Raw genomic sequence first — 21177 nt, 5'->3', positions numbered from 1 at the left:
AGCATATATGGCAATTGGCCGTATTAATGTTAACCCACGATTCACCAGGTTTTTCCTAAATTGACTCAAAAGGTAGTCCGTGTTAGCATTGAGTACAGTAGTAGCTTAACGTGCATTCAAGCCTCTCCCGCGCATTTGTCCAATCTCCATTAGGACCAAGATGGCAACACATCTACAAAGCTACTTTAGATCATACGAGAAGCTGGACAGCCAGGAACACCGTGCGGGGAGAACACTAAATGAGGGTGATGGGGATTGTCCACCAATGGACAGCAAGAACGGGGTAAAGGCATGTCCCGGAAAACTATTGTAATTGTCTTGGGTATCTCAGTTGTGCTTTTTGGAATCGGGGCACTACTACAGGATCCTCTTCGTCTGCATCCTGCCCTATCAGCGGTTGTGGTAGAAATAGACTCCGGCGAAATATTGTATCAGCACAATGCCGAAAAACGAATTCCTCCTGCGAGTCTTACTAAGTTGATGACCGTCCTTCTTGCTGTGGAGGCCATCGAAAGTCGTCAGGTAGACTTACTGGATCTGGTTTCAGTAAGTGAATATGCCGCCTCAATGGAGGGCTCCCGCGTCTGGCTTGGCGCAGGAGAGTGTTATACTGTTGAGCAACTTCTGATGTCTTTAATGATCGCCTCAGCAAATGATGCAGCGGTTGCCATTGCTGAATACCTGGGTGGAAACGAACCCCAGTTTGTGAGCCGCATGATGGAAAGGGCTGACGAACTAGGTATGCAGAATACCCGCTTCGTAAATGCAACCGGTCTTCCCGCACCCGACGGTGAGGAGGAAGGATTCACTACTGCTACCGACATGGCCCGTCTGGCCCAGGAAGTGCTTTGCCACCGGCAAATCCTCGAGTGGAGCCGCACCCCAAGTCAAGTGCTTCGGGAGAATCCCTTGTTTGTTATGCGCAATACAAACCCTCTTTTGGGAACATACCCCGGCTGCGACGGACTAAAAACCGGGCACACCGAGGCCGCTGGCTATCATTTGATTGCCACAGCTAAACGAAATGGAGTTCGGCTAATTTCCGTAATCATGCATACTAACAGCAGACGGGCCCAAGCGGCCGCTTCTACCCGTCTGCTAGATTATGGGTTTAGGAAATGCATGGACACACCTGAGCTAGTCAGCTCCCCCTAAAGCCCGAAAGAATCACGTATCACGTCCTTTGTTAGTGCGACAACATCAGGCCGTGCAACCCGCGTTAGATGATTGGATGGTAGATTGATGTCGTAGGGTCCTAATGGCTGATCCTTGAAACGCTTTCTCGAAATTTGCCCCCCCAAAGACTCCATCACTCCAGGAACTATACGCTTATGTACAGAGATACCCCTTACTACGTAATCTAGTAGGCATTAATCTGTTTCTGACACACCAGGAATTTCATGGTACACTGTGGAATATATGTATATAACCTGATTTCCGAGTTTGTCCGTATATTTCTTTAGGAGGTGTTAGTAATTAGACGAATTATTGTTTGTTGTTCACTTTTAGCACTAATTTTGTTGTGGCCGCTTACAAGTTCAGCAATGTACGCTCCCGAGGGAATAGACACCGGCGTTATTAGTCGAGCGAAGTCCATGGCAACAGAGTACATTGACGAGCCCGAGTTTCTGGCTTTTGCACACAAAACGGGGCACCTTATTCAAATCCTTAGTGAAGACAACAGTACTGTAATATGGCTTCATCTTTTTACACCATATGCCCGAATGCTAGACAAACTACATCGAGACATGAAACAGAAACAACGAGAAGAACAGAACCGATTTACAATTACAGGTGACACCTCAATCACCGAAGCCTCAGAAGACGAATTGGTCCTCCTCCCAGGGATGTTTTCTAAATTTCCAATAAGGGCCGAAGATCTATGGCTGGAATTCCACCTTCCAGAGTCCGGGGAAACGATTCAACCTCGAGAAATAAGGCAATCTGACTCCGGCCCGATATCCGATTCTGACCACGATTATTGCTTCGCGGCAGTAGTCGAGTATGTTTTTTTGATTCATGATTTTCCAATGGTTAACGGAAACGCCGACTACGAAGTAGTAGCTGTATTTACTCATGCAACAGGCGAGACCATCGACGTCATTGCCAAGACAACTATTGATCTGTCCCAGATTGACTGAATTGCTCCGGAATATGCAGTTTCGATCCTGATGCCTATACATACTGTGAGATACTTAGCAAAGACTCAGAAGGATGGGAGTACCGGTACGAAACCAGTCCACATCTTGGTACTGTCAATCAGTTCTTTGCTAAGAGTGAGCAGTACCTTTCTTTTGAGCACGAAGAAAAGGATCCGTATACTGCTACTCCACCTATTGAATGGTATGACTGATTCCCAACGTTGTCTACATGTATGCAGGGTGGCGCCCGACGCGACCACCCTGCGTTCTGATCAACTCGGATTCACTTGACCATGTATATGGATAGAAAGACCTTCCATCGACTAACCGCGGTTACACCAAGCACATGCATCCAAAATAATATGAGGCCGATATACCTAGGGATGAGCAGAGACGTCCGCAAATAGTCATCCGTCCGTAGACCCATCTTCGATACGCCACGTTACATGAAAGTTCCCCTGGGCCCCTTCACCTGTTACCACAACCCGATAGGTACCCGTCCTGGTAATATCAACCCTAGTCGTTGTTTCCTCGGCACCAGCTTCAATAGTAGAAATGGTAGCTTTGTCCGGCCCGACAACTGAAACAGAGATAGACCCTCTTTCAAGATCTGCGCTGCAGCTCAGACTTAGGTACTCACCCTCCTTTGCCTTAACCCGCTGAGATTGTGTCCCATCAAATCGACGAAAACGAGCCTTAATTGTTCCCGGATAGCTATTACTCACCCACCCGATCTTCACTGCCCCATCACACCCGACAAGGCCTATGGCAAGAAGTAAGGTCAACATCAGCATAACAAAACGTCGCAATTAAATCCCCCAATTCCTCTCACTATCGTTGATGCTATGCACAAAAGATGCGAAAATTCATTCTAGATCATATCATGTTAAAAAGAGGCTGTGCAAGGCGTTTAAAAAAGTATAAACTGTGTTTCGGGGATAATGGTGGCATAGTCGAATATCGCGTTTCCAGCGGCCCCGAGTGGCATACTCAAGACAACCCGCGCACCTTTTCTCCGCTTGCCCCATCTTCATAAAAGGAGGTGAATCCTGCGGATCATCGCTCTGATGCAGAGCTTATTCACTTGGCCACATCCAGAGATGTCGGCATCGGGCTCAGTTCGTATCGGACAGCAGGAGAGCATCCGCCTACAAGTGATTGATCTTTCTAAGAACATCACCGAAAGTAATCTGCTGATGTAAGGATTTGTCACATAGATAAGTCACGCTGTGTTATGCCGGAGCTACAATGGTCGGTTGTGGAGCCAGGGTAACTATGGGAATTCATGGCATGAGTCACTACCCCACACCCAACGCCTTAGTATCGATGTTGCTTGTGTTCATTGGTACGACTGCTTAGCAGATATTGCACTATCAGTTTAGACAGACGGAGGATTATCTGCCTAAAGAAGGCCTACCCTAGGGTAGGCCTCTTTTTATGCCGATACTTCTTTTTGCCCCACCTTAACAATTTCTGGCGGGCTCTTCTCCAACACCGCATCCCTGGTCACAATGCACTTGGCAATGTCATCCCGAGAGGGAATCTCAAAGGAAATATCTAGCATAATCCCTTCTATAATCGACCTCAATCCTCGGGCTCCGGTCTTCAACGCCATCGCTTGTTCTGCAATCGCCACCAGGGCATCTTCCTCGAACTCAAGCTCAACGTTATCCAGTTCAAAAGACTTCTTAAACTGCTTTACCAACGCATTCCGGGGCTCGGTAAGAATCTTAACTAACGCACCCGCATCAAGGGCATCCAAAGCCACCATAATCGGGAGACGACCCACGAATTCAGGAATTAGCCCAAATTTCAGTAGATCCTCGGGCATCAGCTGCCGCAGAATTTCACCAATGGGCTTTTCCTCCTTGCTCCGGATATCAGCGCCAAAGCCAATTGCCTGCCGACCAACCCTATTCTCGATAATCTTTTCTAGACCATCGAAGGCGCCTCCACAGATAAATAGGATGTTGGTGGTATCGATCTGAATACATTCCTGATGGGGGTGCTTTCTGCCGCCCTGGGGTGGTACACTGGCAATGGTCCCTTCAAGGATCTTTAGCAGGGCTTGCTGTACACCTTCACCGGATACATCCCTGGTAATCGACGGATTCTCGGATTTACGAGCAATCTTGTCGATCTCATCAATGTACACAATGCCCTTCTCTGCCCTTTCTACATCGTAATCCGCAGCCTGGATGAGTTTTAGGAGGATATTCTCCACGTCTTCGCCCACATACCCAGCTTCAGTTAACGACGTAGCATCAGCAATAGCAAAGGGAACATTAAGAATCCTTGCTAAAGTCTGCGCCAACAGGGTCTTTCCACTACCCGTGGGACCTAGTAACAAGATGTTACTTTTTTGAATCTCCACATCGTCGCCCCATGTTTGGGCATTCATCCGCTTATAGTGATTATACACGGCAACAGAAAGAACCTTTTTCGCCTGTTCTTGTCCGATAACATACTGATCTAAAATAGCCTTAATGTCAGCGGGTTTGGGGACACTGTGCAACTCCACATCGAGATCGTCGCTTAGCTCTTCCTCAATGATCTCCGTGCACAACTCAATGCACTCATCACAGATGTAAACGCCGGGACCTGCAATGATCTTTTTCACTTGTTCTTGTTGCTTGCCGCAAAACGAACACTTTACCTGTCCCTTTTCATCCCCAAATTTAGCCATTTCATCACCTCAAATCGCTAGTTTGGTGTAAACTAACAAGGTGTTATTTCTGCACGACACGTCTATCGTCCCTCAAAACGCTATCGATTAAACCGTATTCTACAGCTTCCTCGGCTGACATATAGTAGTTCCGCTCGGTGTCTTTTTCAACCTTTTCCAAGGGCTGACCAGTATGGCGGTTAATAATCTCATTGCCAATGCGTTTGAGTCTTAGAATTTCCCTAGCTTCAATCTCGATTTCCGTAGCCTGTCCTCGGACGCCGCCCATGGGTTGGTGGATCATGATCCGGGAATAAGGTAGGGCAAACCGTTTCCCTTTGGTACCAGCAGTTAGCAATAGGGCTGCCATGCTTGCTGCCATCCCCACGCAAATAGTGGAAACATCAGGCTTAATGTATTGCATGGTATCGTAGATCGCCAGCCCAGAATAGACAACACCACCGGGACTGTTGATATACAGAGAAATATCCTTGTCCGGATCCTCCGATTCCAAGAACAACAACTGGGCGATCACCACGTTAGCCATATAATCGTCGATTGGCCCACCAATGAACACAATCCGGTCCTTCAGCAACCGAGAATAGATATCGTAGGCTCGTTCTCCCCGATTGGTCTGTTCTACTACCATTGGAATTAATGTGCTCATTAGAACACCTCCTGTGCTTAGCCTAATGGTTATTCTGCGTCCTCTACTTCCTCTACTTCTTCTGCATCGTCTGCTGTCTCTGAGGAAATTTCACTTAGTGTCTTCTCAATAACGTTAGGAACTGACGCATCAACCACAAATTCCATAGCCTTTGTTCTTTTTAGGCTAGTTTCAGCTAGATCCTTATAGAGTGCAATCTGTGCATCGGTTACTTTCGTACCCGCTAGCATTTCCCTAACCCATTGATCAATTTCTTCATCAGTCACTTCAATTCCTTCTGCCTCAGCTACAGCGTCCATCACAAATTCCCAGCCAAGCTCCCGAGTAGCTTCTGTTTTTGTTATTTCCTCGAAATCTTCCTCGCCAACACCGTATAAGCTCAAGTACTGTTCCAAAGAAATCCCCGAGTAAGCAAGTCTTTTGGTATACCTGTTGCGAATCACTTCTGCCCTTTCGCTGACAATCTTGTCGTGCAGGTTAAACTTGCTCTCCTCAATTGCTTTGGCAACCACCTTTTCCTCGAATTTCTCTGTTGCTTGGGCTTTAGAGGACTCCTCTAGTTGACGTCGGACCTTATCCTTAAAAGCCTGGACGACTTCCTTCTCGTCTTTCTCTGTCACAGTCTCCTCGGACGTTTCTTCCTCGCCCTCGTCCTCCTGTGGAAGGGCAGCCTCTATATCTCCAACAAACTCGGCGTCCAATTCCGGGACCCGTAACTGCCGGATTTCCTGTAACGTAACTCTAACCGCTGCTTCCTTACCGGCGTATTCGTCACTACGGTCTTCTGGTAAGGTAATCTCAAGCACCTTTTCCTCGCCCACCGCTAAACCAATGAGCTGGGCATCAGTGTCAGGACCAAAGTAGTCATCTCCAACCTGAATGGTCACACCTGCGCTGGCCCCACCGGGAATAGGTTTGTCCTCCACTAGCGTCTCGATATTGACGATAGCCGTATCCCCATCCTGTAGGTCATCCCGGTCTATGGTAACATACTCAGCATACTGGTTTCGCAACTGGTCAATGTAGGCCTCAACATCCTCATCGGTAACCACAGGTTCAATCTTGTCCATCTCAATACCCTTATATGTGCCAAGTTCAACCGTTGGACGAACGGGAACATCCGCTGCAAAGGTGAAATCACTGCCGTCCTCGTTGAAATCGAGATCCGAGATCTCCGGCTGAGCCATCGGTTGAATCTTTGTTTCGGATAATGCTTCGGTATATGAGCGACTAACAATCTCTGGATAGCTTTCCTCTAACAGGATCTCTTTACCGTAACGCTGCTCAACAATCCACCGAGGCGCTTTCCCCTTACGAAAACCGGGTACGTTCAACTTGCCCACGATTTTCTTGTATGCTCTATTTAACTCTTCCTCGACAACCTCATCATCTACCTCAATCTTTAGGCGTACCACATCATTTTCCAGATTTTCCACTGAGACCTTCATAGTATTGACCGTAGACCTCCCTTTTAAACACACCGCACGATAATAATGGGTGTCTATGCAAAAAATTAGCGGAGAACAGGCATTGCCTGAATCCGCTTGGCAAACAGAGTTATGGTGCGAGAGGGGGGATTTGAACCCCCATGCCGGTGAAGGCACTGGATCCTAAGTCCAGCATGTCTGCCAGTTCCATCACTCTCGCCTGCTGTAGAAGCAAATTCAAAGGATATTATACCAGGAACTTCCCAACGTCGCAAGATCGTCTTTGCACAGTAAAACGAACGTATGGTGATTATACCTTGTTTAAAAAGGGCTGTCAATAGACATACATTCACAAAAAATCTCCTGGTACCAAAGGTATAAAAATGGTGAGCCATCTGGGACTCGAACCCAGGACACCCGGATTAAAAGTCCGGTGCTCTGCCGCCTGAGCTAATGGCTCACTTGCACTCACACATGATATCATGTGTCCAATGTTGCGTCAAGGGTGGAACCTTATCTTTCCCGTGACGCTACTTATTTTATTAATTAAAGCTGCCGATGTCAAGGCACAATTTCAATATTCAGCCCATCACAAAATGGGACCCTCTACCGTGGAAGTAGTAGCACCGTGGGGTGATGTTAGAAAGGTACAGACCGACTCGAGTTCAGTGAAGCTCACTTCATTCATTTCTGCGGCAAGGGACCGTTCCACCCAACGCTCAAGATCGTATTCCCATTGTCTAAGATCTGCCGCTGTGTAGGTATTAGGTTGCTTGTCCACTTCTTTATGGTGTGTAGGCATAATAGAATCCAGTTGTTATAGCAATCCCCTTGTTTAGGAGAGAGACTAGGATTTGCGCGAAGTCCCCCATCGCTATAGGCCTCGATATGTGCTATTTCGCCTAGAACTATCGGAGGCAAGCTCAGTTTATCGCACGATACACTTGATACCGCAGCTAGGAAAGGCGCATTGACCAGCGGGTAAGGAGTGTAGCAGTTTTACGTCGACACTTGGATATCGGGATGGTCTCTTAGCAATCGCCGCTCCCGTCTAATCCTTTATACAACAGATTCTGTAAGAACGAAAACCACCGAGGCACTATCCGTGGTTACTTGAAGTGGCCCGCCCGGCAGGACTCGAACCTGCGACCTTCTGATTCGAAGTCAGCAACTCTATCCAACTGAGCTACGGGCGGGAAATAAAAATGGGGTGAGCGAGGGGACTCGAACCCCCGGCCTCCAGGGCCACAACCTGGCGCTCTAACCAACTGAGCTACGCCCACCACGTCTTCTGGTGCGCCTGGGAGGACTCGAACCCCCGACACAGAGCTTAGAAGGCTCCTGCTCTATCCCCTGAGCTACAGGCGCGAAACCTGGAGCGGGTGATGGGAATCGAACCCACGTATGTGGCTTGGAAGGCCACCGCTCTACCATTGAGCTACACCCGCATCTTAAAATATTATAACTTACTTGGCTTCCATAGGCAAGATGCATGGTCGGGGTGCGCGGATTTGAACCGCGGGCCTCCTGCTCCCAAGGCAGGCGCGCTACCAAACTGCGCTACACCCCGTAGTGCCAAGCGAAATCAAGTATAGCATAAATCAAAAGGCAAGTCAAAGCTAATTTTTCTACACGTTCCTCAGTGTTCTTGGCGTTAGCCTCACGTTCTTGCCACTTTTCTTCTGCCAAATCCAATTATCTCATGGCCAACTAGATCGTATGGAGCCATACCCGAAGCTTTTCCTTGAAATCACTTAGGGCTTTTGCTCGGTGGCTAATCATATTCTTTTCTTCAGCACTAAGCTGGGCATAGGTCCGTTCATAACCGGTCGGGATAAACAATGGATCGTAGCCAAAACCGTTAGTTCCCTGGAGCGCATAACCAATCCTTCCCTCACAGGTACCCGCCGAGAAAAGCATTTCCTTGTTTTCTCGTCCCGGAAACACAAAGGCGATTACACAGCAAAATCGGGCAGTCCTCTTTTCCGAAGGTATGTTGGCAAGTTCCCGCAACAGCCTAGCGTTATTCTCCGCATCACTAGCCGACTCTCCTGCATAGCGCGATGAATGAACCCCTGGTCTTCCTCCGAGAGCATCAACCTCCAGACCTGAATCATCGGCAATACAAGGAAGTCCGGTATGCTCAAAACCGTTCATCGCCTTCTTAAGGGCATTTTCCTTGAAAGTACTACCATCCTCTTCAACGATGGGCCACCGCGGAAAATCATGGGGAGTTGCGACTGTTAGGGGCAGGTCAGCCAGCAAAGACTTTATCTCCACCAATTTATGCTTATTACCCGAGGCAAGGACGATTCTGGACACCCTGTCAGTCAAGCTTTACCCCTCCGATTTTACTGGCCATTTTCTCCGTAATAAGCCGACGCTGAATAGTAACTATTTCATCTATTCCCTTTTCCGCAAGTGCAAGTAGTTGGTTGTATGTCTCCTTGGAGAAGGGATCTCCCTCGGCAGTGCCTTGGATCTCGACGAATTTTCCGGCACCAGTCATAACCACATTCATATCCACAGCCGCCCGGGAATCCTCAACATAGCACAAATCTAGCATGGGTACTCCATCCACCACACCCACACTCACCGCCGCCAGGTAATCTGCCACCGGAAAGGTTTTCGCTTCCTTGCCAATGGTCCACAGAGCATCACACAGAGCAATAAAGGAGCCAGTAATAGAAGCAGTCCTAGTGCCACCATCGGCTTGGATTACATCACAATCAATCCAAATGGTCCGGTCTCCTAGGGTCTTAAGATCAATTATACTACGCAAGGCTCGACCCACTAGTCTTTGAATCTCCTGGGTCCTACCACTGGGCCGTCCTTTGGATACTTCCCGAATATTGCGGGTTTCCGTAGCCCGGGGGAGCATAGAGTATTCGGCAGTAATCCAGCCTTGACCGGTTCCTCTCAACCATGCCGGCACCCGTTCTTCAATAGATGCAGTGCAGACCACCTTCGTATCGCCGACCTCAATTAGTACAGAACCCTCTGCATACTTGATGTAATCCCTGGTAATCTTAACTGGGCGCATTTCATCTGGACGGCGACCATCCTGTCTTTCCATGATTATCTCCTTTCCTTGTCCCTCCCCGAGTAATGTTCCATTCCCGGTAGGAGAGCAAACGAAGTCCTTGACCATAACCTCGCAAAACACCTGGCCACAAGACCCCATTGATCGTTGCACAAAGCTGTCCTATCTACCAACAGTCTAGCTCTGATCTTGACTACTTCTTTATTATAATTATTCTATGAGCCTAAGTCTAATCCTTGGACGACTCGGGACTGACAAAGTACAGCCAACTTAAGCTGTCTTTACACCCGTTAGTTCGAACACCAGTTGTCGAAATAGCTCCCCCCGTTGGGTGAAGCTCTCAAACATGTCATAGCTCGCACAGCCTGGCGAAAGAAGCACCACATCCCCGCTTTCTCCCAGTCTAATCGATGTTTGCACTGCTTCCTCCAAGCTTTCCACTCGGTGAATATCTGGTGGAACATCCTGGTACTCGGTGTGGATGGTCCTCTCGATCAAGTCAGCTGTGGCCCCCAAAATAATGTAAGCCTTCACCCGTCCTTTGCCCGCACGAATCATTTCCTCGAAGGGAATCTTCTTGTCATAGCCACCACAGATTAAAATAATAGGCTCATCAAAGGACCGCAGTCCCGCCGCCGCACGAGTGGGGGTGGTGGCAATGGAATCGTTCACAAATTGCACATTTTGCCAGACAGTAACAGGTTCTAGTCGATGGGCTACTCCGGTGAAGCCTTTGATCACTTCAGCCATTGCCCCAGGACCAATTCCGGCAAGGGCGGCTGCTGTAATAGCTGTTAGAACATTGCCAACATTGTGCACTCCCCTAAGCTTAATATCTGATACCCTACAGACAGGTACCCCGGCCTTCGAGTCTACCCGGTAGTAAAGCCGATCGTCTTCGATGTAAGCGCCCCGCTCAGGGCGTGATGTTATGCTAAAAAAGTAGACCTTGCCAGGAGCTTGTGCCGCCATCTTGACACAGATAGGATCGTCCAAATTGGTGATAAAATGGTCCTCTGACCCTTGGAACCCATAAATATTAGTCTTGGCTTCGATGTAGGCTTCCATAGAAGGATGAACATCCAGGTGATTAGGTGTAATATTTGTCACCACACTAATCTGGGGACTCGTCCTAGTCAGTTCTAACTGAAAACTAGATAGTTCCAAAACCACCTGGGCATCTGGTGTGATCCGATCTAACTCACCGATTAGGGGAACCCCAATGTTACCGCCAACAAACGTCTCCCTTCGGCTTGTAGCCATCATCTGGCCGAGGAGGGTGGTGGTTGTAGTCTTGCCACTGCTTCCGGTTACGCCCACCATCAAAGCAGGACATCCTTCCATAAACAAACCAACCTCTGTTGAGAGCCTGACACCTGCCTTGGCGGCCTCCGCGATTTCCGGCAGATCCTTACGCATCCCTGGGGTCAGGAATACTTCCTCGAAGGAGGCCAAATTCCTTAAGTACCCATCTCCTAGCTGCAACACTATGGGCATTTTCTGTAGTTCCTGTAAGTCTGCAATCTCACTTGGATCCTTTTGGTCACAGGCGGTAATCTGTGCACCTTTCTCACTCAAGAATGAAATAAGGGCTCGGTTACTAATCCCTAAGCCCACCACCGCAACTTTTTTCCCTTGATAGTCCACAAGTAATCACCCTTCAAAAGATGATCTTGGATACAACTGGTCCATATCAACAGCCTTAACTACTTCGAGCTCATACCCTAGACCCTTTGCTCTATTTCTAAACTCCTCAGGATTACCACTACAAAAGTAATAATCAACTCTAGGTCCCGGACAGTCACCAATCTGTCTTTGTACCTCTAAGGCTGTCTCCTCTGCCGGATCAATAATCTGAATGCCCTTCGGGAGAAAACTCTCTAGTTCAGGCACAAGAAATGGATAATGGGTACACCCTAAGATGAGAGTATCAATTCTTTGAGAGACCAATGGTGTAACATAAGCCTTTAGGGCATCGAGGCTTTCCTTGGTTCCCGTACGTCCGGCTTCCACTAGGGGAACCAGCAAAGGACAAGGCTGACTGTAAATTACACTATCGCTCTGGTCTGCCGCCTCACGCTCATAGGCTTTACTGTTAACCGTTGCGGTGGTGGCAATTAAACCAATCTTGCCTGATTTACTGACCCGAACCGCTGCTCTTACTCCAAAGGAGATCACACCAACTAAGGGTATCTGAAATATCCTTCTCATGTTGTCCAAGGCTAGGGCTGATGATGTATTGCATGCCACCACAATCAAATCTGCCTGTTGTGACTGCAAAAACGAGATGATCTGCCAAGCATATACATTAATCTCCTCTGGGGTTTTGTCCCCATAGGGAAGCCGTGCCGTATCTGCGAAATAGGTAATTGAGCAATCTGGTAAATACTCTCGAAGTTTACTGACTACCGTCAGTCCGCCTAATCCAGAATCATACACACCAATTCGGTTTGCCATGAACCCACCCCTGCACCTAAGACCCACAATTATAGTATTCCCTGCTCCATCGGAGGTTACCAAAAAACCCGGTAGACCCCACGGAGTCTACCGTAGCACAATTTCCAATCGAAGTCCATTGTAATACCTTTTTCGGGAAGGATGCACCCTAAAGGCAACTGTGTATTCCTGTGGGACTTTCCGCTAGTCTATCCTGTTTTTGGTGGAATCATACCCCACCACAAGACTCGGATCGGCAACGAAGGGTCCACTTGTATCCAGATGGCCAAAGAGGGAATCAACCGGCTGGCCTTCAATTAGTATCTGCACGGCTTCCACCTCAGCAAACTGTGTCAGCGTATTTACCAAAGAGTATACAGCCAGTGTTTCTCCGGAGGTACCACCAAGGCCACCGACGAGTAAGTCTCCCTGGAAATCTACATAAACTAGACCATCATGCAAGGTAACCTTAGGCTGACTGAGCCCCTGGGGAAAAGTCGCTGAAACGTCTGCCTCTTGTGGTCCTGCCAGAAGAAGAGCAACAATTTGCCCCAAATCCACTGCAGGTACCTTTGTCTCCACCGGAACAAGATGCTGACCATCAAGAGATGCAAAGTACAACACGATATTTATCTCCTTGGGCCCCACCAGTCTAAAGATACCCCAGATAGCCAAGATAATACAAAGTGTGCCCACAGCAAGTATGATAAACCGTTTCATCGATACGGCGCCTCCTAGTCAATCATGTACAATAAATAGTCTCGTTCAAAGGCAGTCTGTCCTCTTTCCGCTGTTTTGGCTATCCTAGTTCCTGCAAGGCCAGAACTTCCTGCTTCAGCTACATTGCTTTCAGGGTGCAGCCCCACCGCGGGAATTCCCAGTGGTCCTAAGATAAAGAAGTTCCGCTCCAGCTGTTTTGGCGGAAGCTTACTGGCTCGCCAGAGCAACTCCACCTCTGGCAGAACCAATAGTTCATCCCGTAACCACTGACTGCTTGGTCCCTTCGCCTCTAACTTGACGTCCAAGATCTGCGAGGTCTCTTCTTTCTGCATTGGCTCCAACTCCGGCAGCCATGTATGATCATAGGTGATCCCCCGCTGTCCTCCAAAGTACTGATTTATACCCAGAAAGATTCCAAGGGCAGCCTGTTTTTGAAAGTCAGGATCCTTAAGTAGTTTCTCCTCTTCAGGATGGGTAATAAAAGCAACTTCGACCAAAATGGCAGGAACCTCCGCCTGCCTTAATACGAGTAAGTCTCCCCGGGCCTTTACTCCCCGATCTATCCGGTTAATGGTTTTAACCAGTTCACTATGCACGGCCATAGCTAGCTTTCTGCCATCATCCCGTCCGGTTTGGTAGAAGGTTTCAGTCCCTTCGGCCTGTTGACGGATGGCGCCATTGGCATGGATACTGATAAACAAATCGGTTTGATCCTGCTGGGCAGATTGTATACGGGCTGCCCAGGTTGGGTTGATGTCGCTTGCCCGGGTAAGGATAACGTTAGCACCGCTGGTTGTTAGCATCTGCTCTAGTATCTGAGATATGGCCAGTACCACATCTTTTTCGTACGCTCCCGAAGGACCAATGGCCCCAGGTGCATACCCCCCATGTCCAGGATCAATTGTGACGGTTTTACCCGCAACAGGCCGCGTGGGGAAAACCATACTAAGGGTAGATGCATCAGGCCTTGTCACCGCGGGCAGTATCGGGTAGTCCAGGTCAAACACTAACCTCGTCTGCCCCGGCAAGTGTTCGGCAATCCGAACGCCGGTAATCGGAGGGCAGGGATTAAAGCTACTTTCCAAGCCTGGCATGGGGACAGTCCCTGGCACGTCCACAAAGAACCTCGCCGGTTCTTTGAGCAGGTGACTACTTGGCTCCATTGGTCCACTGCAGCTGGCAATGACTTCGACACCATGCTCGTTCACACTCATATCCAGGGATGCTAGCCGGTAGTAAAGATCAATAGGGAGGATCCCTGTTGCGGCATCCCATTCCCTAGCCACCGCGGCAAGGGGATATGCCAAATCCAAGACAATCCTCACCACATCCTGGGTGTATTGGCTTAACCGCAGCCCCCGTACCGCCTCATCCCCAATTTCCAGCTGCTGGAAAGGAGTGACTAAAACCGCCGGCTCAAGGTCGATTACCAAACGGAGGGGATCCTTTAGACTACTGATGCGCGTAGATACTTGACCCGTTGTAGCAACGGCTACCCGGGCATTGGACGATTCTCGGTCAAACAAGGCCCCGGTGACATTCTGCACAAACCCTTCACTATCACTAAAAGTAATCCTTAGGATCTGGTTGTCGCCTTCACTCCTGCTTTGTACGGTATAGCCCACCAAACAATCTAGATCAATCACTACCCGAGCCTTTTCCGTGGTATACTGACCAACTCGAGCTCCTTTGACGATCCCGTTTTCTACCATCACTTGCTTTGGTGCATCGGGAACCACCACGTCCTCCAAATCTACAACTAAACGTTCCGGTGCAGTAAGCATAAAAGCATTATATTCTGCAGACTGGGTCATAGTCAGTTCGACATAGCAGACACCGTCAGCCTCGCCACTGGTAACCCCGATCAACTCAATGGTATTTTGAGCAGACGCAGGACATACCATCAGAAACAAAAGGACGACAAAACTCAAGGCTAGTTTTCGGCTAATCCGCAGGTCACGTAACATGGAATACTCTCCAAATTCTCAGGTGATCGAGGAAATCCTGTCAAATTCGAAACATTCCTTCGATCTTTTACATTCTCCACAGGTGCTCCTCCTTCCTGCAAGATCCAGGGGGGTAGATAGAGACTTTAGTGCATTGGCAAAAATCACTATTCACAATTCTAGAGGATTTTCTGTAATTATCTCGAATCATGATCGCACATGGGTAAATACCCATGGGTTGTCTTCACCTAGAAGGAGCCTTGGGCCTTGGGGAAGGAAACCTGGACACTTCAACAAGACAGCTCAAGCCACCTTCCGCGGGAGAAGATACAGAAGACCATTTCTACCAAGGAGGACTCAAGTCATGAAAAAGCTAGTTTCAATAGTACTAGCAACAGCAATGGTGGCTCTTTTGGCTGTACCAGCAATCGCCGGAACACTAAACTTCAATGGCAAGCTGGATATGTCGTTGGATTACACCAAAGACCTAAATGCACAAGAGGGTCAACTAACTCCATCAAGCACTCTGAAGCTGAACTTCACCGGTGCTGAGAATGGAAAAAATGGCGTATTTGTTGAAATCAACAACGCCAATGAACTCACCTATCCCTTCCCTGCCGGGTCAAATGGGCAACTAAACTGGAAACCAGCAGTAACTAAAGCCAAACTGGTCATCCCAGGTGCCTACCGGAAGGGCTCGGCAGAGGTAACCACCCACTTTGGAAATGCCCTAGACATTGCATATTCCAAATGGGTAGGTACCGTTGGGGCCGATCAACCTGGTCTGCGGATCGAAGGTTCCAGAATCAATGCTGGACCGACAGAACTAGACGTCGACGGGTTTATCGTCTTTAACGAAGCAGGTCAATCCAAGGGACTGCAGGTAACAACTGACCTCCTCGGCCAAAAGCTAACCGGAGTCTATGTGGAGAAGGATCAAGATGCCCAGACCAAAGATCGTTCTATGCACGTAGCCGGAAGCTTCATCACCGAGAACCTACAGGTTGCCGGGGAATTAGCCCGGGATATCGATGATAGGACACAGGCCATCGCTGATGTAAAGGGAATTATCACTCCTTCACAGAAAGGCAACTCCAGTGTCGAGGTCTGGTATCGTGAGGTTCCCCGTGACGAGAACGGCAACTACGTCTGGAATGCTCCTTACCAGAAGCTAAACGACAGCACCATTAAGTGGCTTAAGGATAATAAGACCGGTGTTCGTGTATCGGCTAACAGCGCCCTTGATCTTAGGAATGTACCGGTGAGCCTAAGTGCCAGTCATGACCAGCGGTTTGCCGATGAGGTTTACGGGTTTGCCGGGGATAGCACCACTGCCCTTCGGGCCGGTGCGGAGCTCTTCAACACCAGCATTGCACAGACGGTCAAGTTCAACTCCAATGCTAATGTTTCCGATGAGTATATCACGGAACTAGCCCGGGCCATTGAAATTGGCGACCAGAGCATCCAACCTGAGCTTTCCGTAGCGTACAAGCCTGGAAACAAGGCTATTGAAAACCACGTCAAGGTGAAGAATGTCAGATTTGCGGACATCAATCTTACCCCAGAACTATGGGTAGATTACAACCATGAAGCACAGGATATTACCAAGAAGCAGGTCAAGGTTGCCGCAAATACAGTGGTTGATCCTGACAACTTTGCACCGATCGCCCTTGATGGGTATACGTTGATGGACCTGGACAATCCTGCAGGCAACAAGTCTATGCTGACAGCCACCACATCCCAGGAGCTTTTTGGCATGAACTTGGATATTACCGGGCGGAGCGTCTTGGCCTTCAACGAAGATAACATGGATTCCAAGCTTGCAGCTAAAGTAAAATACACCGCGCCAAACTCCATTCACTTCCAGGGCACCTACTACTGGTATGATGCTGAGAACGGTACCCCTTGGAACCAGGATGACCTACTGCACAAGGACGACGTTGCACAAGGTCTCAACCTTAGAGCTTGGAAGAGTATCGCATTTTAGTTTAGATCCTACCGGGCCCCGGATCAACCGGGGCCTTTTCCTTTTCACGATAAGTGCAACCTATACAGAATCATCCCCATTGGGTAGAATAGACTTTAAGGACTACTCTACAAGGATGGGTCAGGATGAATCAAAAAATGCCTCTTAGTCAATCCACGGTGTATGTCATTGGACATAGAAATCCCGATTGTGATTCCATCGTCTCTAGCATTGCCTATGCAACGGTAAAAAACGCCCAATCCCCAGGTTACCTTGCTGTTCCCGCCAGGATTGGACCGATCAACAGGGAGACCGCCTTCGTATTGGAGGAGTTTGGCTTTGCACCACCACTGTTTCTGCCCCACGCCCACCCTCAGGTTAAGGATGCCTCCTTCGATCCACCAATGCTCCTTCCCAAAGACGCCACTCTCCTTGAGGTATGGACACAGATGCAGAAGGAGCGGGCAGTAACAGCATGCGTCGTTGACGATGCGGAAACTCTAGCAGGGGTTGTTACCATCGGAGATATTGCCAAGGCCCAGTTTAAAGCATCAATAGACGATTCCCGTTACACATGCCCCATTGCCAATCTTGCTGAAGTACTGATGGGGGAGATCCTTGTGCAAGGAGCCGACTATTTTGCAGGCTCCGTGGTGGTTGGTGATACGTCCCAAGCCCAAGTTTCTGCAGACAACCTCTTTCTTATAGGAGATAGGACTAGGTTGCAGATGGCAGCTATCAAACAGGGGGTAGGTGTCCTTGTTGTCACCGGTGATGCAGACGTTGCTCCCCAGGTAGTGGAACTTGCGGCTAAACAAGGAACAACCCTACTCCGTGTGCCCTTGGACACCTTCAGTTGTACCAGCCTACTGTGGCAGGCTGTACCGGTGGATCAAGTCATGACCAGCAGTAATATTAGGACCGTAAATACCGATGATCTGTTGCGGGAAGTCAGTGATGAGATGAAGGAACACCCCTTCAAGCTATACCCTGTCTTGGACGAGCACAATCGTCCCATCGGAGTCATCGGACGTAATCATCTTGCCGACCGATCGGCAAAACAATTCATCCTTGTAGATCACAATGAGAAAAACCAGTCCATAGATGGAATAGAGCAGGCAAGGATTCTGGAGGTAATCGATCACCACCGCATTAGTGCCGTGGAGACAGATCAGCCCATTCTATTTGTAAACCGGCCTTGGGGAGCCACCGCAACCATTATTAGCCAATTGTCTCGGGAGCAGCATATACAGCTAAGACCCCAATTGGCCGGACTCATGTGCGGGGCGATTTTATCGGATACCCTAGCCTTTAGATCTCCCACGTCCACCTCTCAAGATGAACATGAGGCCCACTACTTGGCCCAAATCGCAGGGATTGAGCTAGACTCCTTAGCCCACAGGCTGCTTCAAGCTGCCTCAGATATTGAGCAGATCGACCCCCAAGAGATTCTAAGATCAGACTTTAAGGAGTTTACCGTGGGGAAATCTAAAGTAGGCATTGGCCAGACCATGATCTACGGCCAATCGGTGGATGCTTTGAAAAAGGATTTACTAAGAGCAATGAAGCACCTGATGGACGATGCCGGGTACGCACTTGTGGCTTTAATGCTCACCAATGTGCTCAACCGGGCAACTGAGATGCTGTGGGTAGCCAAAGATCCTACATTGGCAAAGAGAGCCTTTAAGGCGCCCCACGGAGCCACCTCCTTCACCCTGCCAGAGGTGATGTCCCGGAAAAGACAAGTGGTTCCTGCGGTAATCAAGGCTATCCGGGAACAAGACTAGCAGTTCACGTTACCCAAGCAATTAGTACCTAGGTAACGTACCCATCGGGGGAGATCACAAGCCCACCAAGACTCTCGGACCTATTTCGCCTGACATGACTTATTGCTGTAGTTTTCAACTAACAGCTTGAAATCTAAAAAGGCAACTCATACTCCCATAGGGGAATCTGAATTGCCTTCCGGATAAGTCTTTATATACTACGATTCTTACTTAAATCCAAAGTTCTTTACTAACACAATGGGAGTACCTGCATCTGCGGAGCCTGCTGCAAGATCGGCAATAGTCGCAATAATGCTAGTGATCCGCCTTGGGGTCGTACCTAGACTGCTTTGGGAACTCTCGGTATTATTCAGTAGCTCAGCGATCTCTTCTCGGGAATGTCCCTCGCGAAACATGGTCTCAACTAGTAGTTTTAGTTTTGCACCCTGACGGAGGGAAGCATGTCGAAGCCCTTCACTGCACCCAATGGCCGGATATGGATCCGCAAGTTCGTAGATGCCTGTATCAGGATCCTTGTACGCACCATCACCAAACACCAACACCTCAATATGCTTACCCGTCACTTCCTTAACGCGCTTAACAATGGCATCGCATACGTCGTCGGCATTATCTGGAAGTAACTTTAGGATTCCCTTCTCCAAATCTGATACATTAGAGCCGATAACCCCCCATGGCTTGGGGCCAAAATCCTGTAAGGTTAGCATTGGCGTCTTGGTGCCAAAGGAATGAAACAGATTCTTAAGCGATTCCCGCTCGTGTACTGCTCCAATGATAATCCCATCAATGTTCCCAAAGTTGAATACGGTAAGGGGGTTCTCGGTATAGATTATCTCACACTTGGCGCCTTCTTTTTCAATAATCTCCGCATACATACGGGCATAGTCAATGCCAGTAATCGGGTGCGGAAACAGTCTTTCGCCGATTTCCTCCAGGGTAATCAGATCATCCGCATTGTACAAAGTTAGCCGATCGGCATAGGAATATACCTGGGGTTGGACCTTGCCTGCTAGAAACTCCTCGGAATCGACAATGGCAATCTCCCTAGCCTGTAGGTCCACTGCTACAGCTAACGCAGCTTCGGCACCGGTATCTTGCATGATGCCAATCGCTTTATCTGCTGTACCCGCCAGATCCTCGAATGTGACTTCCGCCACCATCCGCCGCCCATCGGGAGACTCAAGGGTAATGTCAGCCACACCCTTGCCAGTGATCTTGCGAATCGCCACCACTGTGTATCCGATCTCCTGAAACTTCAATGCAGCAATAATTTCCCGAATCAAAACGTTCATCTGGGGGGTGTTTCCCCGGACCTCTTGAAGACTACCCAACACCCGTTTTAGACGAAGACGGCTGTTTGCAAATTCCTCATCCATCACTTGATTACCAACTTCGTCGAAGGGGACACTTAGCTGCACCAAAACCCTACCATTATTCACTGCTCTGGCAACAGCCTCTAAAATCAAGGCAAACCGATTCCGACTCACAATAGGGCTAATAATGGCAAGGGTGCCCGTCTCTTCAATCGGCATCTTCTCCCTTAAGTCCTCCACTAGCTCATCGCAAGTGACATACCGGTTTTGGGAACGAGCAACCACCGACTCAGTAACGCAGACAATGTCCTTGTCCTCTACGGTATCTTTGACCGCATCGACGGCAATCTCCACGATATCGTCAGTAGGCATGATCAGTCCCGTTTTCAATCCTAATACCACTACACCTGCATTTTTTGGTAATGTGAAGCTCACCTAGTCATTTCTCCCTTCAGAAGGGCTTATAACAAACTCTATTATTTCACGACTTGGCATGAATTGCAACCCACTCACTCAACCAAGTGAGATTAACGATTTCCGAGAATGCATTAGAGAAACCTTCTGTAGGTCGGTAGAGTGCCATTAACCTTGCGTTCTCGTTTTTTGGCTAGAAATGGTCTAACCTAGTTGAGGGATGACAACTTACCGACGCGTCTTCATGATTTTTGCCCTTCGATGTACGGTACTTCACACAAGCAGTTCATTGTACGATTGGCATTGCTCGTAGACCTAGTCCTGCTTACACTAAGACCTTTGAATGCGTCACTGGAACCTATGCCTTTGCCGAAGCCCCTGGAACTCGAACAAGCAAACACGTAGAAGGAAAACGTAGCACGCAACCAAAAATGCTCTACAAACTGGTAACTGAGGATGTTTCTACTTGAGTATAATCGACGCGATGGCTCTGGTTTGTCCCAGTGTGGACGTTCAAATAGCATCAGAACCGCAACTCTCTGAAATCTGTACCCCGGAAAGAACGTAGCGCTGTAGCCAATATTCTATAGAGACCACCCTTGCTGGTGATTGACACTGAATACCAGCAAGTGCTACAATTTCTTAGGACATAATA

The 21177-nt window shown here is 48.7% G+C and carries 16 protein-coding genes and 7 tRNA genes; 4 read left to right on the top strand and 19 right to left on the bottom strand.

The features are described from left to right. Positions 1-255: 255 nt before the first annotated feature. Positions 256-1155, top strand: coding sequence for a D-alanyl-D-alanine carboxypeptidase (locus M0Q40_03555; protein ID MCK9221686.1), 900 nt, complete (start codon positions 256-258; stop codon positions 1153-1155). Positions 1156-1595: 440 nt separating this feature from the next. Beyond that, positions 1596-2141, top strand: a complete 546-nt coding sequence (locus M0Q40_03550) for a hypothetical protein (protein MCK9221685.1) — start codon at positions 1596-1598, stop codon at positions 2139-2141. Positions 2142-2548: 407 nt separating this feature from the next. Here the strand turns inward: M0Q40_03550 and M0Q40_03545 are convergent, their stop codons facing one another. The 18 genes from M0Q40_03545 to M0Q40_03460 form a co-directional block, all read right to left on the bottom strand. Beyond that, positions 2549-2950, bottom strand: coding sequence for a hypothetical protein (locus M0Q40_03545; protein ID MCK9221684.1), 402 nt, complete (start codon positions 2948-2950; stop codon positions 2549-2551). Positions 2951-3576: 626 nt separating this feature from the next. Next, a complete protein-coding gene (clpX, locus tag M0Q40_03540; GenBank protein ID MCK9221683.1) occupies positions 3577-4827 on the bottom strand; it encodes an ATP-dependent protease ATP-binding subunit ClpX in 1251 nt (416 codons plus the stop codon). Between the two features lie 43 nt (positions 4828-4870). Then, the gene (clpP, locus tag M0Q40_03535; GenBank protein MCK9221682.1) at positions 4871-5473 is read right to left on the bottom strand and encodes an ATP-dependent Clp endopeptidase proteolytic subunit ClpP; all 603 of its coding nucleotides are present in this window, start codon (positions 5471-5473) and stop codon (positions 4871-4873) included. A 29-nt stretch (positions 5474-5502) separates the two neighbouring features. Then, positions 5503-6909, bottom strand: coding sequence for a trigger factor (tig, locus tag M0Q40_03530; protein ID MCK9221681.1), 1407 nt, complete (start codon positions 6907-6909; stop codon positions 5503-5505). A 124-nt stretch (positions 6910-7033) separates the two neighbouring features. After that, a tRNA-Leu gene (locus M0Q40_03525) sits at positions 7034-7120 on the bottom strand. Between the two features lie 164 nt (positions 7121-7284). Continuing rightward, positions 7285-7360, bottom strand: a tRNA-Lys gene (locus M0Q40_03520). 129 nt (positions 7361-7489) lie between these two features. Further along, entirely contained in the window at positions 7490-7702 is a 213-nt protein-coding gene (locus M0Q40_03515) for a hypothetical protein (protein MCK9221680.1), read from the bottom strand. Positions 7703-8019: 317 nt separating this feature from the next. Further along, positions 8020-8096, bottom strand: a tRNA-Arg gene (locus tag M0Q40_03510). 10 nt (positions 8097-8106) lie between these two features. Continuing rightward, positions 8107-8183: transfer RNA gene (locus M0Q40_03505), tRNA-His, on the bottom strand. 9 nt (positions 8184-8192) lie between these two features. After that, positions 8193-8268 (bottom strand) — tRNA-Arg (locus M0Q40_03500). A 6-nt stretch (positions 8269-8274) separates the two neighbouring features. Then, positions 8275-8348 (bottom strand) — tRNA-Gly (locus M0Q40_03495). Between the two features lie 45 nt (positions 8349-8393). Then, positions 8394-8470: transfer RNA gene (locus M0Q40_03490), tRNA-Pro, on the bottom strand. 140 nt (positions 8471-8610) lie between these two features. Next, entirely contained in the window at positions 8611-9234 is a 624-nt protein-coding gene (locus M0Q40_03485) for an XTP/dITP diphosphatase (protein ID MCK9221679.1), read from the bottom strand. Next, entirely contained in the window at positions 9227-9976 is a 750-nt protein-coding gene (gene rph, locus M0Q40_03480; protein MCK9221678.1) for a ribonuclease PH, read from the bottom strand. Before rph ends, M0Q40_03485 begins: the two co-directional genes overlap by 8 nt. Before the next feature lie 237 nt (positions 9977-10213). Beyond that, complete coding sequence (murD, locus tag M0Q40_03475) at positions 10214-11590, bottom strand: UDP-N-acetylmuramoyl-L-alanine--D-glutamate ligase (GenBank protein MCK9221677.1); 1377 nt, start codon at positions 11588-11590, stop codon at positions 10214-10216. A 6-nt stretch (positions 11591-11596) separates the two neighbouring features. Beyond that, positions 11597-12400, bottom strand: coding sequence for a glutamate racemase (gene murI / locus M0Q40_03470; protein MCK9221676.1), 804 nt, complete (start codon positions 12398-12400; stop codon positions 11597-11599). Positions 12401-12583: 183 nt separating this feature from the next. Then, entirely contained in the window at positions 12584-13099 is a 516-nt protein-coding gene (locus M0Q40_03465) for a GerMN domain-containing protein (protein ID MCK9221675.1), read from the bottom strand. 14 nt (positions 13100-13113) lie between these two features. Next, a complete protein-coding gene (locus M0Q40_03460) occupies positions 13114-15066 on the bottom strand; it encodes an N-acetylmuramoyl-L-alanine amidase (GenBank protein ID MCK9221674.1) in 1953 nt (650 codons plus the stop codon). A gap of 343 nt (positions 15067-15409) precedes the next feature. Here M0Q40_03460 and M0Q40_03455 point away from each other — a divergent pair, with 343 nt between their 5' ends. Continuing rightward, positions 15410-17032, top strand: coding sequence for a hypothetical protein (locus M0Q40_03455; GenBank protein ID MCK9221673.1), 1623 nt, complete (start codon positions 15410-15412; stop codon positions 17030-17032). Between the two features lie 125 nt (positions 17033-17157). Beyond that, complete coding sequence (locus M0Q40_03450; protein ID MCK9221672.1) at positions 17158-18798, top strand: putative manganese-dependent inorganic diphosphatase; 1641 nt, start codon at positions 17158-17160, stop codon at positions 18796-18798. Positions 18799-19004: 206 nt separating this feature from the next. On the opposite strand, the gene M0Q40_03445 is transcribed toward M0Q40_03450, so the two are convergent. Next, entirely contained in the window at positions 19005-20543 is a 1539-nt protein-coding gene (locus M0Q40_03445) for a coenzyme F420-0:L-glutamate ligase (protein MCK9221671.1), read from the bottom strand. Positions 20544-21177: the final 634 nt, after the last annotated feature.

It is taken from the genome of Limnochordia bacterium (assembly GCA_023230925.1).
Classification (GTDB): Bacteria; Bacillota; Limnochordia; order DUMW01; family DUMW01; genus JALNWK01.
The sequence above is the reverse complement of the archived record's forward strand: the minus strand, read 5'-3'. Positions and strand labels throughout refer to the sequence as shown.

Bases quoted from the DNA above. Each gene is read 5' to 3' on its own strand.
- clpX (MCK9221683.1), bottom strand. From the start codon at position 4,827: ATGGCTAAATTTGGGGATGAAAAGGGACAGGTAAAGTGTTCGTTTTGC.
- rph (MCK9221678.1), bottom strand. From the start codon at position 9,976: ATGGAAAGACAGGATGGTCGCCGTCCAGATGAAATGCGCCCAGTTAAG.
- clpP (MCK9221682.1), bottom strand. From the start codon at position 5,473: ATGAGCACATTAATTCCAATGGTAGTAGAACAGACCAATCGGGGAGAA.
- M0Q40_03515 (MCK9221680.1), bottom strand. From the start codon at position 7,702: ATGCCTACACACCATAAAGAAGTGGACAAGCAACCTAATACCTACACA.
- M0Q40_03465 (MCK9221675.1), bottom strand. From the start codon at position 13,099: ATGAAACGGTTTATCATACTTGCTGTGGGCACACTTTGTATTATCTTG.
- M0Q40_03550 (MCK9221685.1), top strand. From the start codon at position 1,596: ATGGCAACAGAGTACATTGACGAGCCCGAGTTTCTGGCTTTTGCACAC.
- M0Q40_03460 (MCK9221674.1), bottom strand. From the start codon at position 15,066: ATGTTACGTGACCTGCGGATTAGCCGAAAACTAGCCTTGAGTTTTGTC.
- murI (MCK9221676.1), bottom strand. From the start codon at position 12,400: ATGGCAAACCGAATTGGTGTGTATGATTCTGGATTAGGCGGACTGACG.
- M0Q40_03455 (MCK9221673.1), top strand. From the start codon at position 15,410: ATGAAAAAGCTAGTTTCAATAGTACTAGCAACAGCAATGGTGGCTCTT.
- M0Q40_03450 (MCK9221672.1), top strand. From the start codon at position 17,158: ATGAATCAAAAAATGCCTCTTAGTCAATCCACGGTGTATGTCATTGGA.